Raw genomic sequence first — 19293 nt, forward strand, 5'->3', positions numbered from 1 at the left:
CGGTCCCAACCACGCGCGACGGCGGCCCCTCCTTTTCGGAGTGGGCCGCCGCCATCCCCACCCGCACCCTGGCCTCGCAAGCTCGGCCAGGGAACCCTGCGGGCGTGGGCCCTTGCGGGCGGAGTCAGTGCTCCGGCGCCTTCTCGGCTGACTGGACGGGGACTTCCTTGCCGTCGCAGTCGATGAGCCTTCCGTTCTCGAAGCGGTCGCCCTCGGCCAGGCAGCGGAGGTCCTCGGCGCGCACCAGCCGCTCCGTTCCGGCAACGAACACCGACTGGTTGTCCGAATTCCCCGCCCGGAGGTGGTTGAACAGCAGGTTCAGCAGGATCGCCATCACGGCCGCTGAGCTGATGCCGGAGTGGAAGATGGTGCCAAACCAGGACGGGAACTGGTCGTAGAACGCCGGGGCGGCGATGGGGATCATGCCGAACCCGATGGAGGCAGCCACCACGATCAGGTTCATGTTGTTCTTGTAGTCCACCTTGGACAGGGTCCGGATGCCGCTGGCGGCAACCGTGCCGAAGAGCACGACGCCGGCACCTCCGAGGACAGGCGTCGGCACCGCTGCGACCACCCGGCCAAGGACCGGCAGCAGGCCAAGCACCACCAGGATGACGCCGCCGGCGCTGACCACGAACCGGCTCTTGACGCCGGTGATGGCCACCAGGCCCACGTTCTGGGCGAACGCGCTTTGCGTGAAGGAGTTGAACAGCGGGGAGATGGCGCTGGAGAGCATGTCCGCCCGCAGGCCGTTGCCGATCCGCTTGGAGTCCACCTTGGTGCCCACAATCTCGCCCACCGCGATGATGTCCGCGGACGTCTCTGTGAGGGTGACCAGGATGACGATCAGCATGGAGATGATGGCGGCCAGCTCAAACGTGGGCGGCCCGAAGGCGAAGGGGGTGGGGAAGGCGACAATCTCGCCCTGGCCCACCTTCGAGAAGTCGGCCATGCCGAAGACGAAGGCGATCAGCGTGCCCAGGACCATGGCCAGCAGGATGGAAAGCCGGGAGATGGCAGCGCTGCCCACCTTGCTCAGGAGCAGGACGATGCCCATGGTGGCCGCTGCCAGGCCGATGTTCGCGACGCTGCCGTAGTTGGGCGCCTTGCTGTTTCCGCCCATGGCCCAGTTCGCGGCGACGGGCATCAGGGTGAGGCCGATGGTGGTGATCACGGTGCCTGTGACGACAGGCGGAAAGAACCTGATGATCTTTGAGAACAGCGGCGTGATCAGCAGGCCGATCAGGGAGGCTGCGATGACCGAACCGAAGACGGCCTGGATTCCCCCCCCGCCGTGGACGATGGCCACCATGGTGGAGACCCCGGCGAAGGAGACGCCCTGTACCAGCGGCAGCTGCGAACCGAAGAAGGGGACGCCCACGGTCTGCAGGATGGTGGCCAGGCCGCCAACGAAAAGGCAGGCCGCAATGAGCAAACCGATGTCCTGGGAGTTCATTCCTGCGGCTGCGCCAATGATCAGGGGAGGGGCAATGATGCCGCCGTACATGGTGAGGACGTGCTGGAAGCCGTAGGCAAACATGCTTCCGATCGGGAGGCGCTGGTCCTCGGGGCGGGAAGGCCGTGCACCTTTTTCGGCGGCTGCAGGGGCCAGTTTCTTCTTGGTGTTCATGGCAGACTTTCTTGGTTCATGGCAGACGTCATCGTCTGGCTAACTGGTGTCTGGCTAACAGGGTGAAAGCTGTGGGGCGGCTCCGACGGGCCCAGCCGCGAAATGGGTGGCTGGGCCCGTCGGGACGCTGTGGGTGTTGTGTTTTAGCAGAAGCCGGCGATGCCGGACCAGGCTGCGGGGGCTGCCGCAGCGTCCTCGCGCTGGACCGTGGCCTCGATCAGGCCGTACGGGCGGTCCGCCGCGAAGAAGACCTCGTTGGGGTTGTCCAGGCCGAACGGCGAGAGGTCCACCAGGAAGTGGTGCTTGTTGGGCATGGAGAACTTGATCTCGTCGATTTCGCTGTGTGCCTCCAGCACCTTGGCGCCCATGTCGAACAGGGTCTGCTGCAATGCGTGGGAGTAGTTCTCGGTGAAGCCTTCGAGCAGGAGGCCCTTGACGTCGTCGTAGCTCTTGTTGAAGTCCAGCGCGCTGAAATCGGTGCCGGTCTTGAAGCGCCAGCGGGCCGAGACATCGGTGGCCAGGATGCGGTCGGTGGTCTCAGGCAGCGTGGTGTAGCGGTCCCGCGGGTAGCCAACAAAACCGGACTGGGTGGATTTGAGGACGGTGAGGTCCTTCAGTCCCGAGACCAGGTGGCTGGTGGCCCCGTCGCGGACCAGGACCGCGGTGCGGACTTCCTGGCCGTTGCGGACGAACGAGTGGTCGTGTTCGCTGCCGTGTGCCTGGATGCGGTTCCAGGCGTACGACTCTGCTTCCCAGCGGCCGCCGGTGACCCAGTCGAAGCTGGAGGTGAAGTGCTCGCCCAGGCGCAGCAGGAACGCTTCCGGTGAGCCGATGCCGTCGCGGGCGAAGGCGTAGATGGTGTTCTTCTGGGTGTCGGTGGCCACCACGTGGGCATTGTCGCCCTCGAGGTGGGCTGCGGCGAAGTCGCCCCGCAGCTGCGAGGTGACGTTCAGGTCTTCGATCTCGTGGCGGTTGGTGTCCCTGGTGATCTTGACGACGCGGACTTCTGCCTTGCCGTACTGGTTTTCGCCGAGGATGATCTTGCTGCTCATGGTCTGTTCCCAATCTCCGGTAAGTGGAACCAAGGTTCCATCACTGAAATTAAGCGCGCGTTTCAAGCGCGTTTCCGGTGGAGCCGACCCAACAAAAAAGAGCCGGCATCCATTGATGCCAGCTCATTACGACCCTGCCTGCTGCTCCCAGGTTACGTGACGTGCGCCACGAGTTGCCTAACAGCGTACCCCCGCAATCCGGTGGTGTACATCACAGGGCGAAAATTCATTTTGTGACTGCCCGGGCTGCATTCCTTCATCAGCAGGGCATTGACGGCGCCGGGCACCCCTACTTACACTTTTCATATAGCAATAACTATTTTCCGAGATACGGAATCGCTATGAGGAACAGGAGGAGCAGATGAACCCCCAGGAGCAGAACCAGGTAGTGGAATTTCCGGCACCGGGCCAGGAGTTGTACCTGCCCTTCGGAGCCAGTGACCCCGACTTCTACATTCCCGCGGACCATGAGCGGCGGGCCGGAGGGTTTTCCCGCTGGCTCCGTGCCCTTCCGGTCTTCGGCCGGCGCTGACCAGACGGCAGCCAGCCATCAGGAGCCTCCAGGCCACTGTTTACCGGCCCAGGGGTCGTAGTCCGCGATGAGTTCCTCCTGGGGAGGGCGTTCCGCCTCGGGTACGTGCTGAAGGTTCACCCGTACCCGGTACCAGAGCGAGCTGGACCCGCGCATCCCGTCAACCAGGATGTCGGCAGGCTGAAGGGACTGGACGACGTCGGCGTGCCGGGTCTTCCACTCATCGAGCGCCGCGAGTGCTTCGGGCTTGGTCCTGGTCCGGGCAACCTCGATGAGCGGCATCAGTGATTGCCGGCGTCCGGAGCCGTCGCCGCTGCGTGGCGCCTTCTCCGCCGGCCCCAGCTTTTCGGCAAGGGCCAGTAGGCCGTCCAGCCTGCCTGCCGCGCCGTCAATGCCGGCATGTGGATCGCCGATCTCCGCGAACCGCTCCAGGACGGCGGGCACCGTGAACTGCTCCGGCCGGGCAGTGCGCACCTCTTCCCAGGTGAGCGGTGTTGACACCCGGGCATCGGGCAGGGGCCTGACGGAGTAGGCAGAGGCCACGGTGCGGTCCTTGGCATTCTGGTTGAAGTCCACGAATACGCTCTCGCCGCGCTCTTCCTTCCACCACCGTGCGGTGGCCAGGCCGGGAGCGCGGTGTTCCACCTCCCGGGCCAGGGTTTCGGCAGCGAGCCGGACGTCCCGATAGGACCATTCCGGGGCAATGCGGACCAGGATGTGCAGTCCCCGTGAACCGCTGGTCTTCGGCCATCCCACCAGCCCAACATCGTCCAGGACCTCCTGCGCCACATACGCCACGTCCACGATCTGCGACCAGTCCACGCCCGGCATAGGGTCCAGGTCCACCCGGAGTTCGTCCGGGTGCTCCAGGTCCTCCGCGCGGACCGGGTGTGGGTTCAGGTCCAGGCAGCCGAGGTTGATGACCCAGGCCAGGCCTGCCGCATCGCGGATCACCGCTTCCTCGGCCGACGTTCCGGATGCGTAATGGAGCGTGGTGGTGTCGATGAAGGGCGGGTGGTTTTCCGGGACCCGCTTCTGGAAGAAGGGCTCGGCGTCGATGCCCTTGGGAAACCGCTTGAGCACCATGGGCCGGCCGCCCGCGCCCCGCAGCGCACCGTCCGCCACGGCCAGGTAGTACCGCACCAGGTCAAGCTTGGTCAGCCCAGGCTGGGGAAAGACCATCTTGTCCGGGCTGGAGATCCGGACTTCCTCACCATCGATGTCCAGGATCTCGGCCGGCGTCTTTGACGGAGTCATGGCGCCACGCTAGCAGTTGGCCGGGAAGGCGTCAGCCGTTCAGCGCGAGCCATTAATCAGGCGTCGTGCCGCGGCCGAGTGCTCGGCTATGAGCCCGGCCACGTCCAGTCCGGGGATCTGGCCGTCCACCACCCGCCACTGCCCGCCCACCATCACCCGGTCTGCCCGGTCCGCGGCACACAGGAGGAGGGCGGCGATGGGATCGTGGCTGCCGGAGAATCGCAGGTCATCGAGCCTGAACAGTGCAAGATCCGCCTGCATCCCCGGTGCCAGCTGGCCCAGCCCCGGCCTGCCCAGGGCGGCGGCTGAACCGCGGGTGGCCCAGCCCAGCGCCCACTCCACCGGGACGTCCGCACCATAACGGAGGCGCTGCAGGTACAGGGCCTGCCGCGCCTCCAGGATCATGTTGGAGGCATCGTTCGACGCCGAGCCGTCCACCCCCAGGCCCACCGGCACTCCGGCGTCCTCCAGTTCCAGGACGCGTGCGGTGCCGGATGCCAGCCGCATGTTCGAGGTGGGGCAGTGCGCCACGGCGGTTCCCGCGGCGCCAAGGCGGCTGATCTCGGCGTCGCTGAAGTGGATGCCATGCCCCAGCCAGGTGCGGTCCGTCAGCCAGCCAACGCTATCCAGGTAGTCCACCGTCCGGAGCCCGAACATCTCCCGGCAGAAGTCCTCCTCATCAAGGGTCTCTGCCAGGTGGGTGTGCAGCCGGACGTCCAGCCGCTCCGCGAGTGCCGCACTTTCGGCCATGATCTCCCTGGTCACCGAGAACGGCGAGCAGGGCGCCAGCGCGATCTGGATCACCGCGTCGTCGCCGCGCTCGTGGTACCGGCCCACCAGGCGCTCGCTGTCTTCCAGCACCACCTCCGGACGCTGCACTGTGGACTGCGGCGGCAGGCCGCCGTCGTCCGTTCCCAGCGTCATGGAGCCCCGGGTGAGCGTGGCGCGCATGCCCAGCCGGCGCACTGCCGCCACCTCGATGTCGATGGCGTCCTCGAGGCCTGCGGGAAAAAGGTAGTGATGGTCGGCAGCGGTGGTGCAGCCGGAGAGCAGCAGCTCGGCGAGGGCCACCGTCGCGGCCAGTTCCAGGTCCTTGGGGGTGAGTCGGGCCCACACCGGATACAGGTTCTGCAGCCACGGGAACAGCGGGGCATTGGACACCGGCCCCCAGGCCCGGGTGAGGGTTTGGTAGAAGTGGTGGTGTGTGTTGATCAGGCCCGGCAACAGCACGTGGCTGCCGGCGTCGAACGTCTCGGTGCAGGGCGCGGATGGCCGCTGCCCCGCTGCCAGGACCTCGGCAATGGCGCCGCCGCTGACCACCAGGCCACCTGAAGCGTCGAGGGTGTTGGCAGTGAAAGCGGCCTGCGGGTTTTTGATCCACAAGCGGGAAGCGGCTGCGTTGGATTGCGTCATGACGGTCCTTCTCTGAGCGCTGATGGTTTTCAATCCAGCTCAGTGAAGCCCTGTCTGCTGATCCAGGTGCCCGCAGCCTGCAGGGCAGGATGGGTGGGATCAGCCTAGGAAAACGCCCTCTCCTGCGTCAACGGGAGTCTTTGTGACTGCCCGGCCGGCACGGACGTGAAGGCGCCGAAACATCGATTTCACATTACGAAATTAAATTTCCAGAAAACTATGGCGCGGCCCACACAGCGGTGCTAATCTCGATTCTGCCAAAGGCGGGCGCCCGAACCCGGGAAGCTATCTACCAGGCGCAACTTAACCTTCACAGCACATGCTGAAGCCTGGTAACCGTTCGCACCTGGTTCTACTGGTCCTGCGCAGCACCAGGCTTCCCGGCAAAAGGAAGTCGCATCATGAGTACCACCGTCACGGCCGAACAATTTTTGGCCCGCTCCATCCGGCTGGCAACGGCCAACGTCCTCAACAGCGGAGGCCCCTTCGGCGCCATGATCGTCACGGCGGACGGCCAAACGTTCGACGGCGTCAACCGCGTCACCGCGGACAACGATCCCACCGCCCACGCCGAAGTCACGGCCATCCGCACAGCCTGCCGCGAACTCGGCACCTTCGACCTCAGCGGCGCCACCCTCTACACCAGCTGCGAGCCCTGCCCCATGTGCCTGGCCTCCGCGCTCTGGGCCCGGGTAAGCCGTGTTGTGTACGCCGCGGACCGCCACGACGCCGCCTCCGTCGGCTTTGACGACGCCGTGTTCTACGAATACTTCGAAAACCAGGACAGGGACTCCCTGATGCCGGTATCCAAGCTGGAGCTGGGCGATCCCCAGGCCCCGGCCCCGCTGGAGCCGTTCAACACCTGGAACACGCTCGAATCCAGGATCGACTACTAGGCCCGGCGGCTTCGATGACCATCCTGGACCATTCCCACGAGGAGCATCCGGCTCCAACCACCAGCACCTCCCGGCGGACGCCGCGCACGTCGGCGCAGGGATCACAGACCCCCCAGCCGCCGGAATCTTTCCTGGACCGCTTCTTCCAGGTCACCCGGCGCGGCTCAACCCTTGCCCGCGAATTCCGCGGCGGCCTGGTCACCTTCTTCACCATGGCGTACATCGTCATCCTGAACCCCCTCATCCTCGGCGGGTTCAGCGCGGACAACGCCCCCACCGACGTCGCCGGGGGCTGGCTGTCCGCCGCGCAGGTGGGCGCCGTCACCGGCCTCACCGCCGGCGTCATGACCATCCTCTTCGGCCTGATCGCCAACCTGCCGTTCGGGCTTGCCGCCGGGCTGGGCATCAACTCCTTCCTGGCCGTCTCGGTGATCCAGGAAGTCACCTGGCCTGAGGCCATGGGCCTGGTGGTGATCAACGGCATCCTGATCGTCCTCTTCGGCGTCACCGGGGCCCGGACCGCCATCTTCCGGGCTGTGCCCAAGGAACTGAAGGCCGCCATTACCGTGGGCATCGGCCTGTTCATCGCCTTCATCGGCTTCGTGGACTCCGGCTTTGTCCGGCCCACCGCAGGCGGCCCGCCTGTCCAGCTGGGCGACGGCGGCTCCATCACCTCGGTGCCCACGCTCGTGTTCGTCGTCGGTCTCCTGGCCATGGGCATCCTGGTGGCGCGCAAGGTCCAGGGCGGCCTGCTCATCGGCATCGTCGGCACCACCGTGCTGGCCGCCATCGTGGAAGCCGTCCTGAAGCTCGGCCCGGCCAACGCCACCAACCCCGGCGGCTGGCACCTGAACACCCCGGTCCTGTCCGGCCAGCTGGTCTCGGCACCGGACCTTGGCCTGGTGGGCCAGTTCGACCTCTTCGGCTCGTTCGCCCGGATCGGCGGCCTGGCCGCCACCATGCTGGTGTTCACGCTGGTGTTCACCAACTTCTTCGACGCCATGGGAACCATGACCGGCCTGGCCAGGAGCGCCGGCGTCGCCCACAAGGACGGCACCTTCCCGCGGCTGAAAGCGGCCTTCATCGTGGAAGGCTTCGGTGCCGTGGCGGGCGGGGCAACGTCCGGCTCCTCCAACACGGTTTACATCGACTCGGCGGCCGGCATCGGCGAGGGTGCCCGAACGGGCCTGGCCTCGGTGGTCACCGGTGTGCTGTTCCTCGGCTCGATGTTCCTCACCCCGCTCACCAGCGTGGTACCGCTGGAGGTTGCCGCTGCCGCGCTGGTGGTGGTGGGCGCGATGATGATGGCACAGATCCGCGAGATCAAGTTCACCAAGTTCACCGTGGCCCTGCCGGCATTCCTCACCATCGTCACCATGCCGCTGAGCTACTCGATCGCCAACGGCATCGGCGTCGGCTTCGTGAGCTGGGCCATCATCGGTGCGGCCTCCGGCAAGGCGAAGAAGATCCATCCGCTGATGTGGGTGGTGAGCATCGGGTTCCTGGTGTATTTCGCCCGCGGACCGATCAACCATCTGCTGGGCGGCTGAGCTTTGCCCCAACCAACAAGGGGGCCGGGCCAACGCTTGGCCCGGCCCCTGGCAGGACCGACAATAGACACCACCGCCGCGCGGAAGAAGGAGTGCCGCCATGCTTGACCTGATCCCTTCGCTCGGCCCCTGGATGCCCCGGGTCGCAGGCCGGCGGTTCGCCGTGGCCACCATCGTGGCCGCTTCCGGTTCCGTGCCCCGCCCGGTGGGCACCTCCATGCTGGTCACCGAAGCGGGCGAGGTGCTGGGCAGCCTCTCCGGCGGCTGCGTGGAAGGCGCCGTGGTGGCGCTCGCCCAGGAGGCAATGGACGACGGCGCCACGCGCCTTGAGACCTTCGGCTTCAGTGCCGCCGACGCCTTCGCGGCCGGGCTCACCTGCGGGGGACAGCTGGACATCCACATCCAGCCGGTCCCCGCCGCCAAGCCCGGAGAGGCGGGGCATCCGCTGCGCGCCGCCCTGCTGCGACTCGCCGAAGCAAGCCCGGACCAACCCGTGGCCCTGGTACGAGAACTGGGCGACGCAGGAGGCGGCGCCGTCGTCCTTTCCGATCCCGCCATCTTCCGTCTGGCCGCGTCTCCGGAACTGGGAGCCCTGCTGCACGGGGAGCCGGCGCTGCAGGTGGAGTCCATAGTGCGCGGCGGGGGCACGGGCCTGGTCCGGCTGAGCCAGCCGAGGGATTGTCCTCCGGACCGGACAGGCGCCGGGCAGCCTTCCGGCGAGCGGGCCATCCTCGTGGAGTCCCGGCTGGCCCCGCCGCGGATGCTGGTGTTCGGCGCCAACGACTTCGGCGCGGCGCTGGTCCCGGCCGCCAAACTGCTCGGCTACCACGTGACCCTCGTGGATGCCCGGCCGGCCTTTGCCGGGCAGCCGCGTTTTGCCGCCGCCGACCTGATAGTAACCGACTGGCCGCACCGGTACCTGGCAGCTGAAGCGGCTGCCGGCCGCACTGATACCCGGACCATGGCCGCCGTCCTGACCCACGATCCCAAGTTCGACATCCCGCTGCTGGAAACCGCACTGGCCCTGGACCTCGCCTACGTGGGCGCCATGGGCTCCCGCCGCAGCCACCTCCAGCGGGTTGCCGAACTCCTCAGCGCAGGCGTCCCACCGGAGCGGATCGCGCAGCTGCACTCGCCCATCGGTCTGGACCTCGGTGCCGTTACCCCCGCGGAAGTGGCGGTGTCCATCACGGCGGAAATCATCGCCGCCCGCAGCCGTGCGGCCAGCTGCCTGCCGCTGAGGGAAACGTCCGGCACCATTCATCAACACCCCACCCGTTCCCACCCCGCGCCCGCACCGGCGCCCGCAGACGTTGACAAGCAGGAGATCGCATGGACATGAACACCATTGAGGCGGTGGTCCGCACCACCGACCCCGCGGAATGGCGCGACGGCGACGCCTGGCTGGCCGGCGGGACGGTCCTTTTCTCCTACGGCAGTTACGCCTTCGGTCCCCAGCCGCTCAAACGGCTCCTGGACCTGGGCGCTGCAGGCTGGACGCCCATCACGGTGACCGGCGACGGCATCGAGCTCGCCGCCACCTGCACCATCGCCCAGTTGTACAGCCTTCCCGGCCAGCCGGAGGTGTCGGGCCGCAGCTGGCCGGCGCTGGACCTGGTCCGGGCATGCTGCGACTCCTTCGTGGCCTCTTTCAAGGTGTGGAACATGTCCACGGTGGGCGGCAACCTCTGCACGTCGCTGCCCGCCGGACCCGTCATCTCCCTCTGCGCCGGGCTCCACGGCGTGGCCACCATCCTGACGCCAGGCGGCGGCAGCCGCACCCTCCCGGTGGCGGACTTCATCACCGGTGATGCCAGGAATCGCCTGGCACCAGGCGAGCTGCTCCGCAGCGTCCACCTCCCGGCGTCGGCCCTTTCCGCCCGCGTGGCCTTCCGCCGCCTGTCGCTGAGCAACCTGGGCAGGTCCGGGGTGCTGCTCATTGGAAGGCTCGACGGCGGCACCTCCCTGGTGCTGACCGTCACCGCCGCCACCAAGCGGCCCGTGCAGCTGCGCTTCGACGCGCTGCCTGACGCGGACCAGCTGACGGCGGCCCTCGACGAGGCGATCCCTGCAGACCTTTACCACGACGACATCCACGGGCTTCCGGCCTGGCGCCGCGACATGACCTACCGGCTGGCCGAGGAAATCCGGGCCGAACTTGCAACGCCGCAGGGAACGCCGGGACTGGCTGTATCCGGAGACTTTTGGCCGCCGCGGACCGGCGGGATGCCGGGGTCCGGGCCCACAACTCTTTCGAAAGGGGCCTGAGCATGGCCATCGAGATCAACGGAACTTCCGCGGACGCCGCGCCCCGTCCCGGGCAGTGCCTGCGGACCTTCCTCCGGGAGCAGGGAAACCTGGGGGTGAAGAAGGGCTGCGACGGCGGCGACTGCGGTGCCTGCACCGTGCATGTGGACGGCACCCCGGTCCACAGCTGCATCTACCCGGCGGTCAGGGCCGAAGGACACGCTGTCACCACTATCGAAGGACTCGCCGGGGCTGGCGGCGCTGAAGGGCAGCTGCACCCCGTGCAGCAGCAGTTCCTGGAGCGCCAGGGTTTCCAGTGCGGCTTCTGCACGGCCGGCATGGTGATGACCGCCGCCACCTTCGACGACGACCAAAAGGAGAACCTGCCGCGGAACCTCAAGGGCAACCTGTGCCGGTGCACCGGCTACCGCGCCATCGCGGACGCGGTCTGCGGGCATGCCGGCCATCCAAATCCCCAGGGGCCGGGCTCCGGCATCGCCGGGGAAGGGCAGCCGGATCCGGAGCCTGGCCGGCTCGGTGACGACGTCCCGGCGCCGGCCAGCCGGGCCGTGGTCACGGGAAAGGCCCGGTACACCCTGGATGTTCCGCAGGAGCAGCTGCAGGGACTGCTGCACCTCAAAGTCCTGCGGTCGCCGCATGCCCATGCCCACGTGGTGTCCATCGACAAGGCGGCGGCGTTGAAGGTCCCCGGGGTGGTGGCGGTCTTCACGCATGAAGATGCGCCCGAACAACTGTTTTCCACGGCCCAGCACGAGCTGTTCACGGACGACCCCGACGATACCCGGGTGCTTGATGACGTGGTCCGGTTCATCGGGCAACGGGTGGCCGCCGTCGTGGCCGAATCAGTGGGGGCCGCGGAAGCAGGCGTGCGTGCCCTGCAGGTGGACTACGAGGAACTCCCGGCCGTCTTCTCGCCGCAGGACGCACTGCTGCCCGGCGCTCCGCTGGTCCACGGGGACAAGGATGCTGCACGCTCCCGGATTGCACGGCCGGAACGGAACGTGGTGGCGGAGCTGCACTCGGAGCTGGGAAATGTGGCCGACGGTTTCGCTTCCGCCGGCTTCATTCACGAACAGACCTACCAAACCCAGCGGGTGCAGCACGTGGCACTGGAAACCCACGCGGCAATTGCCTCGGTGGACGCCGAAGGCCGCCTGCAGGTGCGCACCTCCAGCCAGGTCCCGTTCCTGGTCCGCCGTACCCTCTGCCGGGTCTTTGGGCTTGAAGAGGACAAGGTGCATGTGGTGGCCGGGCGAGTGGGCGGTGGGTTCGGCGGCAAGCAGGAAGTCCTCACCGAGGACCTCGTGGCGCTCGCGGCCCTGAAGCTGAAGCGCCCGGTCCAGCTGGAACTGACCCGCACCGAGCAGTTCACCGCCACCACCACCCGGCATCCGTTCACCATCAAGCTGAAGGCCGGGGCCAGCCAGGACGGGAAGCTGACGGCCCTGGAGCTGGACGTGGTGACCAACACCGGCGCCTACGGCAACCACGGCCCCGGCGTCATGTTTCACGGCTGCGGCGAATCGCTGGCGGTGTACAACTGCGCCAACAAAAAGGTGGACGCGCATTCGGTGTACACCAACACCGTGCCGGCCGGTGCTTTCCGCGGATACGGGCTGAGCCAGATGATTTTCGCCATCGAGTCCGCCATGGATGAGCTGGCCGCCGGCATCGGCATGGATCCGTTGGAGTTCCGGCGCCTGAACATGGTCCGCGAGGGGGACCACATGCTGTCCACGCAGCCCGACCCGGAGGAGGACGTCCACTACGGCAGCTACGGGCTGGACCAATGCCTGGACCTGGTCCGGGATGCCCTGAGCCGCGGCCGCGAACGCTATCTGCAAGCAGGCCTTGAGGACCTCGGGCCGGACTGGATGGTGGGCGAAGGCGCCGCCTTGTCCATGATTGACACCGTGCCCCCGCGCGGCCACTTTGCCCATTCCCGCATCCGGCTCCTGCCGGACGGGACGTACCAGGCCGACGTCGGAACGGCCGAGTTCGGCAACGGCACCACCACGGTGCATGCCCAGCTCGCTGCCACGGCGCTGTCCACGCAGGCGTCCAAGGTGCTGGTGCGGCAGTCCGACACGGACCTGGTGGAGCACGACACCGGAGCGTTCGGCTCGGCCGGCACCGTGGTGGCCGGCAAGGCCACGCTCGCCGCGGCGGAGGAGCTGGCAGTCCGGATCCGGGCCCTCGCCGCCGGCATCCGGCAGACCCAGGCCTCCGCGTGCGTCCTCGACGGGGATTCCCTGGTGGTGGACGGGACTCCCTTGGCACTTTCTGAACTGGCGCAGGCGGCCGCGGAAGCCGGCGTCGAACTCGCTGCCGAAGGGCGCTGGGGCGGGACTCCACGCTCGGTCGCCTTCAATGTGCACGGTTTCCGGGTGGCGGTGAACCGCGGCACCGGCGAGCTGAAAATCCTGCAAAGCGTGCAGGCAGCCGACGCCGGTGTAGTGGTCAACCCGCGGCAGTGCCGCGGCCAGATCGAAGGCGGGATCGCGCAGGCCCTTGGTGCCACGCTGTACGAGGAAGTGGTGGTGGACGACGCCGGGAAGGTCACCACGGACATCCTGCGGCAGTACCACATTCCTACTTTTGCGGACGTGCCGCGCAGCGAGGTCTACTTCGCGGACACCAATGACAAGATGGGGCCGCTGGGGGCCAAATCGATGAGCGAAAGCCCGTTCAACCCGGTGGCGCCGGCGCTCGCGAACGCCATCCGCAACGCCACCGGGGTGCGCTTCGCATCCCTGCCCATTGCCCGGGACCGGATCTACCTGGGGCTGAAGGAGGCGGGGCTGGTGCCCAAGCTGGAGCGCGTGCCTTCGTAGGCCAGCCGCTGGTCATACTTCCGCTTGCGCGGGCGCAACCCGGGGTCGGATCTGACCCCGGGTTGCATCGTTGCATATAGTCGTGGGATGGAACAGCGGATTTTAGGCAAGACCGGACGGAACGTCTCCATCGTGGGGCTCGGCACCTGGCAGCTCGGCGCGGACTGGGGCAACGTGGATCCAGCACAGGCGCAGGCAATCCTGGCAGCTTCGGTGGAGGCCGGCGTCACCCTCTTTGACACCGCCGACGTGTACGGCGACGGCAAGAGTGAGCAGGCCATCGGTAAGTTCCTGGCGGACAACCCGGGCCTCGGCGTCACGGTGGCCACCAAAATGGGCCGGCGGATGGAGCAGCGGCCGGAAAACTACAACCTGGCCAACTTCCGCCAGTGGGTGGACCGCTCGCGGAAGAACCTAGGCACGGACACCCTGGACCTGGTCCAGCTGCACTGCCCGCCCACCCCGGTCTACAGCAACAACGAGGTCTACGACGCCCTCGATACCCTGGTGGCCGAGGGCGCTATCCGCAACTACGGCGTCAGCGTGGAACGGACGGACGAAGCCCTCGAGGCCATCCGCCACGAAGGAACAGCTTCGGTCCAGATCATCCTGAACGCCTTCCGGCTCAAGCCGCTGGACGAGGTGCTGCCCGCCGCCAAGGCCGCAGGGGTGGGCATCATCGCCCGCGTGCCGCTGGCCTCCGGATTGCTGTCGGGGAAGTACTCGAAGGACACCACCTTCGCGGAGAACGACCACCGGAACTACAACCGCCAGGGCGAGGCGTTCGACGTCGGCGAGACCTTCTCCGGCGTGGATTACGAGCTGGGGTTGAAGGCCGTGAAGGAGTTCGAACAGCTCGTGCCGGAAGGGGCCACCACCGCCCAAGCAGCCATCGCCTGGATCGCAGCACAGGATGGCGTCACCACCGTCATCCCCGGTGCCCGCAATGTGGACCAGGCCCGGGCCAATGCCGCGGCGGCCACGGTCAACGTGGGCAAGGAGTTCGACGACGGCGTGCGCTGGATCTACGACCACTACTTCCGCGAGTCCATCCACCCGCGCTGGTAGCGTCCGCTGCCTGCCCCATGCCTCGCTTCGCTCGCCGCGGGAATGCCGGGCGGCTATCTTACGCACTGCGCTTGGGGGTCCGCCGGTGAGTGCCTCGATCCACGGCTTTGTAAAGCGGCTTGCAGCCGTGGAGACCGGGCCTGCCTGCAACAACTTCTTCAATTACTCGGTGCCGGCAAATGAGGTGCGGCGGCGAAACCTGGAGATCTACCTGCAGGAGATGCTGGACAGGCGGCCCGGGGTACTGCTGGTAGGGGAGGCCCCGGGATTCAGGGGCATGCGCATCACGGGGGTGCCATTCACGAACCGGACCATCCTTGAGGGTCCGGCCAACAGCTTCGGGGTCTTCGGACCTGGGAAGGGGTATGTGCTGCCGCCCGAAGCTGTGGGAGTTGCCGCCGAGCCAACCGCCACCGTGCTGTGGCAGGTCCTGGAAGAAGTAGGGCTTTTGCCACTGCTGTGGAGCGCCTTTCCCTGGCATCCCCATCAGCCTGGGAAGCCGTTGTCCAACCGCACGCCCAGGCCCTCTGAAACGAAACTGGGGACACCTTTCTGGCAGGACCTCGCGGAGCTTTTCGGGATCAGTTCCATCGTTGCAGTGGGCAACGTGGCGCAGCACAGCCTGCAGCGCAGCGGGCTGGCTGCGCCCAAGATCCGGCATCCGGCGCATGGCGGTAGATCCGGCTTCAAACACGGGTTGGAGCAGTTGTTGGAAGGTGGGATTCAGGCCTGAATCGGCCGCATCAGAATGTCACACCCCCTTGCCATGATGGGTTTATGGGGAAAGCGGCGGTGGTGAGGGCGTTGGAGGACATCCGTGCTGCCCTTGCTGTGCTGAACGCGGAAGTTGACGGGGCGGGTTCGGAGTCGTTTTCGGAGGCTGATCCGTTGGCGAGGTTGGCGGATGGGTGCCTGGATATTCTTGCCGGTGCCGGTGAGGTGGAGGCCGGGTTTGCGGGGTTGAAGGCGAAGGCTGCTGTGAAGTACGCGGAGACTGCCTGTGCTGTTGCGGGGCCGGGTGTGCCGGTGGTGGCGCAGGAGATGGCGGTTGCTGCGGAGATCGGGTGCGTGCTGGCTCTGGGGCCGCGGGCTGGGGCGTCGTTCCTGGCCACGTCGCACGCCGTGATGACGACGTTGCCGCGGACCCTGGCGGCACTGCGGACCGGGGTGATCTCGTGGCAGCATGCGRTGGTGATGTCCGATGAAACCGCGAAAACAGGTGGGGCAGCGCAGGTTGCAGTGCTCGNAGTAGATGGCGGAGCGGGTTGCCGGACCGGCAGGAAAGGTGGGCCGCACGTCCAAAGACTCCCGGACCGCGGAGTCGAAGCTTTCCTCGATGTCCGCCATGTGACATCAAAGGCAACGCTGTGCACCCTGCCCGGTGCGAAGTCCGCAGCCATCGCCGCCACGGCGGCCTTAAGCGGATCGATGCTCATGACTTCACGTTAGCCGGAAAAGGACGAAAATGGAGAGCAAATGAAGGAACTGGGGCGTCGTTCCTGGCCACGTCGCACGCCGTGATGACGACGTTGCCGCGGACCCTGGCGGCACTGCGGACCGGGGTGATCTCGTGGCAGCATGCGATGGTGCTGGCCGATGAAACCGCGGGTCTTGATCCTGCGGGGGCGGCGGCGTTGGAGGCGCATTTCCTGGACCCGGACGCACCTGACGCGGTCAGGGGGTGTCCGGTGGGGGAGATGCCGGCGCATCGGTTCAGGGCCAAGGCCCGGGTCTGGCGGGAACGCCACCATGCCGGGTCGATCGAGAAGCGSCACGCCAAGTCCGTGCTGGACCGGCGGGTGGAGTTCCGGCCGGACCGGGACGGGATGGCCTGGCTCAGCGCGTGTCTGCCGGCGGACCAGGCCGTGGCTGGCTGGAACCGGCTTACCGCTGTTGCCCGGGGCATGCAGGGCCCGGACGAGTCCCGGAGCATGCCCCAGCTGCGGGCGGACACCTTCGCCGGCGCGATCCTGGGTGGTGGGCTGGGCATCGGCGGTGACAGCAGCGGCACCATGAGCGGGAGCGGTGCCGGCACGAACGGTGCCAGCGCGAACGGTGCCGGCGCCACGGGCGACGTCGCTTGGCTCAGCGCGTGTCTGCCGGCGGACCAGGCCGTGGCTGGCTGGAACCGGCTTACCGCTGTTGCCCGGGGCATGCAGGGCCCGGACGAGTCCCGGAGCATGCCCCAGCTGCGGGCGGACACCTTCGCCGGCGCGATCCTGAGCGGTGGGCTGGGCACGGGCGGTGACAGCAGCGGCACCATGAGCGGGAGCGGTGCCGGCACGAACGGTGCCAGCGCGAACGGTGCCGGCGCCACGGGCGACGTCGCGGGCAGAGTCGTCGCGGCCGGTGGCGGCGACGGTCGGAGTGACGGTACTGGACAGGAGCAGCTGTCAACGCCGATCCGGGCGCAGGTTTTGGTGACGGTTCCGGCGTTCGCGCTGATGGGGKTGACGGATGAGCCGGCGATGCTGGACGGGTACGGGCCKATCCCGGCGTCGATGGCCCGGCGGCTGGTTGCCGASGGGGCCGACTCGTTCCACCGGGTCCTGGTGGACCCGCGGGATGGGGCGCCGCTGGAGATCGGCAGGACCAGCTACCGGCTCACGAAAGCCATGCGGAACTGGTTGCGGATGCGGGACGGGAAATGCCCGTTCCCGGGGTGCAGCAACAACTCCCTGGACAACGAAGCCGATCACATCCTCGCCTGGCACCAGAGAACGGGCCTGGGTCTTGGCGGTTACGGCGAGGCCCTCGAGCACAATGGAGCGGGCCGGAGTCGCGCGGTGACATAGCCCCCAAAGGTAGAGTGCGGCAACATGCGGAACTGGTTGCGGATGCGGGACGGGAAATGCCCGTTCCCGGGGTGCAGCAACAACTCCCTGGACAACGAAGCCGATCACATCCTCGCCTGGCACCAGGGCGGCACCACCGGAATCAGCAATTTGGGACAGCCCTGCCCGAAACACCACAGGCTACGGCACACCACCGGCTGGAAACCCACCCCGGCTAGCAAGAACGAACCACCCGGCTGGACCTCACCGGCCGGCCGGCACTACAAAAGCGAACACCAGGACTGGGAACCGCCACACTGGCCTCCCGGCTTCCTGCCCTGCCAACGAAGCCTCCTCGAGGAAGCACTCCTCCAGCATCTCGCCTCGTAAAGCCGAAGTGGGTGAACTGCAGACTGCCTGTCCTCAGCGTGACTCATGGACGAACCCGCCAGCCCCGCCGCTAGCCCCGCCGCCTGCCCGGGCGGCTGGCACCGGCGTCCAGCGCAGGCCACGACACCCCGCCACCCGCCGTCGGACTTTCCCTGTCCATGCACGTCCGGTTAGATTCATCAGCAAGATGACAAATTCACAGACTCCGATCCACGCAACCGCATACTGGACCACTGCCAAGGAACACGGCGAGCTCAGGACGGAAGAGGTGCCTGCGCCTGGACCTGGCGAAGCGCTGGTGCGCGCCCTCTACTCCGGCATCAGCAAGGGCACCGAGATGGTGGTCCATGCGGGTGCCGTGCCCCCGCGCGTCGCGGACGAGATGCGGGCCCCACACCAGGAAGGGAACTTTCCCGGCCCCGTGAAGTTCGGCTACCTCTCTGTGGGAGTGGTGGAGGACGGGCCCGAGGAGTGGAAGGGCCAGCGCGTCTTTTGCCTGAACCCGCATCAGGACCTTTACGTGGTCCCGGTGACCTCCCTGACCAGGATTCCCGACGACGTTCCATCCCGGCGCGCCGTCCTCACCGGAACGGTGGAAACGGCAGTCAATGCCCTGTGGGAAGCCGGCCCGCGTCTTGGCGACCGGATTGCCGTGGTCGGCGCCGGCCTGGTGGGCAGTATGGTTGCGACCCTGCTGCGCACCTTCCCCTTGCAGCGCCTGCAACTGGTGGACCTGGACCCCGGCAGGAAGCAGCTTGCGGACACTTTGGGTGTTGACTTCGCGCACCCGGATGAAGCTTTGGCGGACTGCGACATCGTGTTCCATTGCTCGGCGTCGCAGGAAGGCCTGGAGCGCAGCCTGCAGCTCGTCGGCGATGAAGGCGAGGTCATCGAAATGTCCTGGTACGCCAACCGTGAGGTCACTGTGCCACTGGGGGAGGACTTCCACGCGCGGCGGTTGTCCATCAGGGCAAGCCAAGTGGGCATGGTGGCACGCGCACGCAGGCACCGCCGCACCAATGCGGAGCGCCTCGACCTGGCCGTATCGCTGCTCAAGGACCCCGTCTTCGATGCGTTCCTGACGGGCTCGTCCCGGTTTGAGAACCTGCCCAGCGTGGTCCAGAGCCTGGCAGATGGCAGCCTGGAAGCCTTGTGCCACGTCGTCGAGTACCCCGCCGGCGCTCCCGAGCCCGGCCCAGCCGTCCACAACCCGGAAAACTTGAGGTAACCCATGTTCAGCCTGACCATCCGCCGCCACTTCATGATTGCCCACAGCCTTCCGCGTGAAGCCTTCGGACCTGCCCAGGGATTGCACGGCGCAACCTTCGTCGCCGAGGTGGCCTTCCGCCGTCGCGCCCTGAACGCCGACGCGATTGTCCTGGACATCGGCGCCGCCGGAACCATCATCGAGGAAGTGCTCGCCGGACTGAATTACCGCAACCTGGACGAGCACCCGGATTTCGAAGGCAAGCTCAGCACCACGGAAGTCCTCGCCGAGTACGTTGCACGTAAGGTGGCCGCGCAGGTCAAGGACACCGGCGACGGCCGCGAACTCGCAGGAATCGACGTCACCCTCCGCGAGAACCCGGACGCCTGGGCCACCTACTCCCTGGACCTCACCGCTTAGCC

At 67.2% G+C, this 19293-nt stretch carries 15 protein-coding genes and 1 pseudogene; 12 read left to right on the top strand and 4 right to left on the bottom strand.

Going from position 1 to position 19293, the window contains the following annotated elements; translation table 11 throughout:
* Window positions 1-124: 124 nt before the first annotated feature.
* Together ASG86_RS03075 and pucL are read right to left on the bottom strand one after the other, a co-directional pair.
* Window positions 125-1630, bottom strand: a complete 1506-nt coding sequence (locus ASG86_RS03075; RefSeq protein ID WP_056330092.1) for a nucleobase:cation symporter-2 family protein — start codon at window positions 1628-1630, stop codon at window positions 125-127.
* 143 nt (window positions 1631-1773) lie between these two features.
* Window positions 1774-2682, bottom strand: coding sequence for a factor-independent urate hydroxylase (gene pucL / locus ASG86_RS03080; protein ID WP_056330095.1), 909 nt, complete (start codon window positions 2680-2682; stop codon window positions 1774-1776).
* 361 nt (window positions 2683-3043) lie between these two features.
* Here pucL and ASG86_RS20720 point away from each other — a divergent pair, with 361 nt between their 5' ends.
* Window positions 3044-3214: a hypothetical protein gene (locus ASG86_RS20720; RefSeq protein ID WP_200946117.1), complete on the top strand. Its 171-nt coding sequence runs from the start codon at window positions 3044-3046 to the stop codon at window positions 3212-3214.
* Between the two features lie 18 nt (window positions 3215-3232).
* On the opposite strand, the gene ligD is transcribed toward ASG86_RS20720, so the two are convergent.
* Both ligD and ASG86_RS03090 read right to left on the bottom strand, forming a co-directional pair.
* Window positions 3233-4471, bottom strand: coding sequence for a non-homologous end-joining DNA ligase (gene ligD / locus ASG86_RS03085; RefSeq protein ID WP_056330098.1), 1239 nt, complete (start codon window positions 4469-4471; stop codon window positions 3233-3235).
* A 39-nt stretch (window positions 4472-4510) separates the two neighbouring features.
* Complete coding sequence (locus ASG86_RS03090; RefSeq protein WP_056330101.1) at window positions 4511-5884, bottom strand: 8-oxoguanine deaminase; 1374 nt, start codon at window positions 5882-5884, stop codon at window positions 4511-4513.
* A 401-nt stretch (window positions 5885-6285) separates the two neighbouring features.
* Between ASG86_RS03090 and ASG86_RS03095 the strand changes: the two genes are divergently transcribed.
* The 11 genes and pseudogenes from ASG86_RS03095 to ASG86_RS03150 all read left to right on the top strand — a co-directional run bounded on the left by ASG86_RS03095 (window position 6286) and on the right by ASG86_RS03150 (window position 19291).
* Entirely contained in the window at window positions 6286-6780 is a 495-nt protein-coding gene (locus tag ASG86_RS03095) for a nucleoside deaminase (protein WP_056330103.1), read from the top strand.
* 14 nt (window positions 6781-6794) lie between these two features.
* The gene (locus ASG86_RS03100; RefSeq protein WP_056330106.1) at window positions 6795-8330 is read left to right on the top strand and encodes an NCS2 family permease; all 1536 of its coding nucleotides are present in this window, start codon (window positions 6795-6797) and stop codon (window positions 8328-8330) included.
* 100 nt (window positions 8331-8430) lie between these two features.
* Entirely contained in the window at window positions 8431-9672 is a 1242-nt protein-coding gene (locus tag ASG86_RS03105) for an XdhC family protein (RefSeq protein WP_056330108.1), read from the top strand.
* Window positions 9663-10598 carry an FAD binding domain-containing protein gene (locus tag ASG86_RS03110; protein WP_056330111.1) on the top strand — a complete coding sequence of 312 codons (936 nt, stop codon included), beginning with the start codon at window positions 9663-9665 and terminating at the stop codon, window positions 10596-10598. The genes ASG86_RS03105 and ASG86_RS03110 overlap by 10 nt, the downstream gene beginning before the upstream one ends.
* Before the next feature lie 2 nt (window positions 10599-10600).
* A complete protein-coding gene (locus tag ASG86_RS03115; protein WP_056330329.1) occupies window positions 10601-13432 on the top strand; it encodes a molybdopterin-dependent oxidoreductase in 2832 nt (943 codons plus the stop codon).
* Window positions 13433-13519: 87 nt separating this feature from the next.
* Window positions 13520-14500, top strand: a complete 981-nt coding sequence (locus ASG86_RS03120; protein ID WP_056330114.1) for an aldo/keto reductase — start codon at window positions 13520-13522, stop codon at window positions 14498-14500.
* An 85-nt stretch (window positions 14501-14585) separates the two neighbouring features.
* On the top strand, window positions 14586-15233 hold the full coding sequence (locus ASG86_RS03125) for a uracil-DNA glycosylase (RefSeq protein ID WP_056330117.1): 648 nt from the start codon (window positions 14586-14588) through the stop codon (window positions 15231-15233).
* A gap of 787 nt (window positions 15234-16020) precedes the next feature.
* A complete protein-coding gene (locus ASG86_RS20900) occupies window positions 16021-17295 on the top strand; it encodes an HNH endonuclease signature motif containing protein (RefSeq protein ID WP_082566652.1) in 1275 nt (424 codons plus the stop codon).
* 24 nt (window positions 17296-17319) lie between these two features.
* Window positions 17320-17664, top strand: a pseudogene (locus tag ASG86_RS03140) (HNH endonuclease signature motif containing protein); the annotation flags it as partial.
* 187 nt (window positions 17665-17851) lie between these two features.
* The gene (locus ASG86_RS03145; RefSeq protein ID WP_056330126.1) at window positions 17852-18892 is read left to right on the top strand and encodes a zinc-dependent alcohol dehydrogenase; all 1041 of its coding nucleotides are present in this window, start codon (window positions 17852-17854) and stop codon (window positions 18890-18892) included.
* 3 nt (window positions 18893-18895) lie between these two features.
* Window positions 18896-19291, top strand: coding sequence for a 6-pyruvoyl trahydropterin synthase family protein (locus tag ASG86_RS03150; protein WP_056330129.1), 396 nt, complete (start codon window positions 18896-18898; stop codon window positions 19289-19291).
* The last annotated feature ends 2 nt before the right edge of the window (window positions 19292-19293 follow it).

The sequence above is a fragment of the Arthrobacter sp. Soil764 genome (genome assembly GCF_001428075.1).
Classification (GTDB): domain Bacteria; phylum Actinomycetota; class Actinomycetes; order Actinomycetales; family Micrococcaceae; genus Arthrobacter.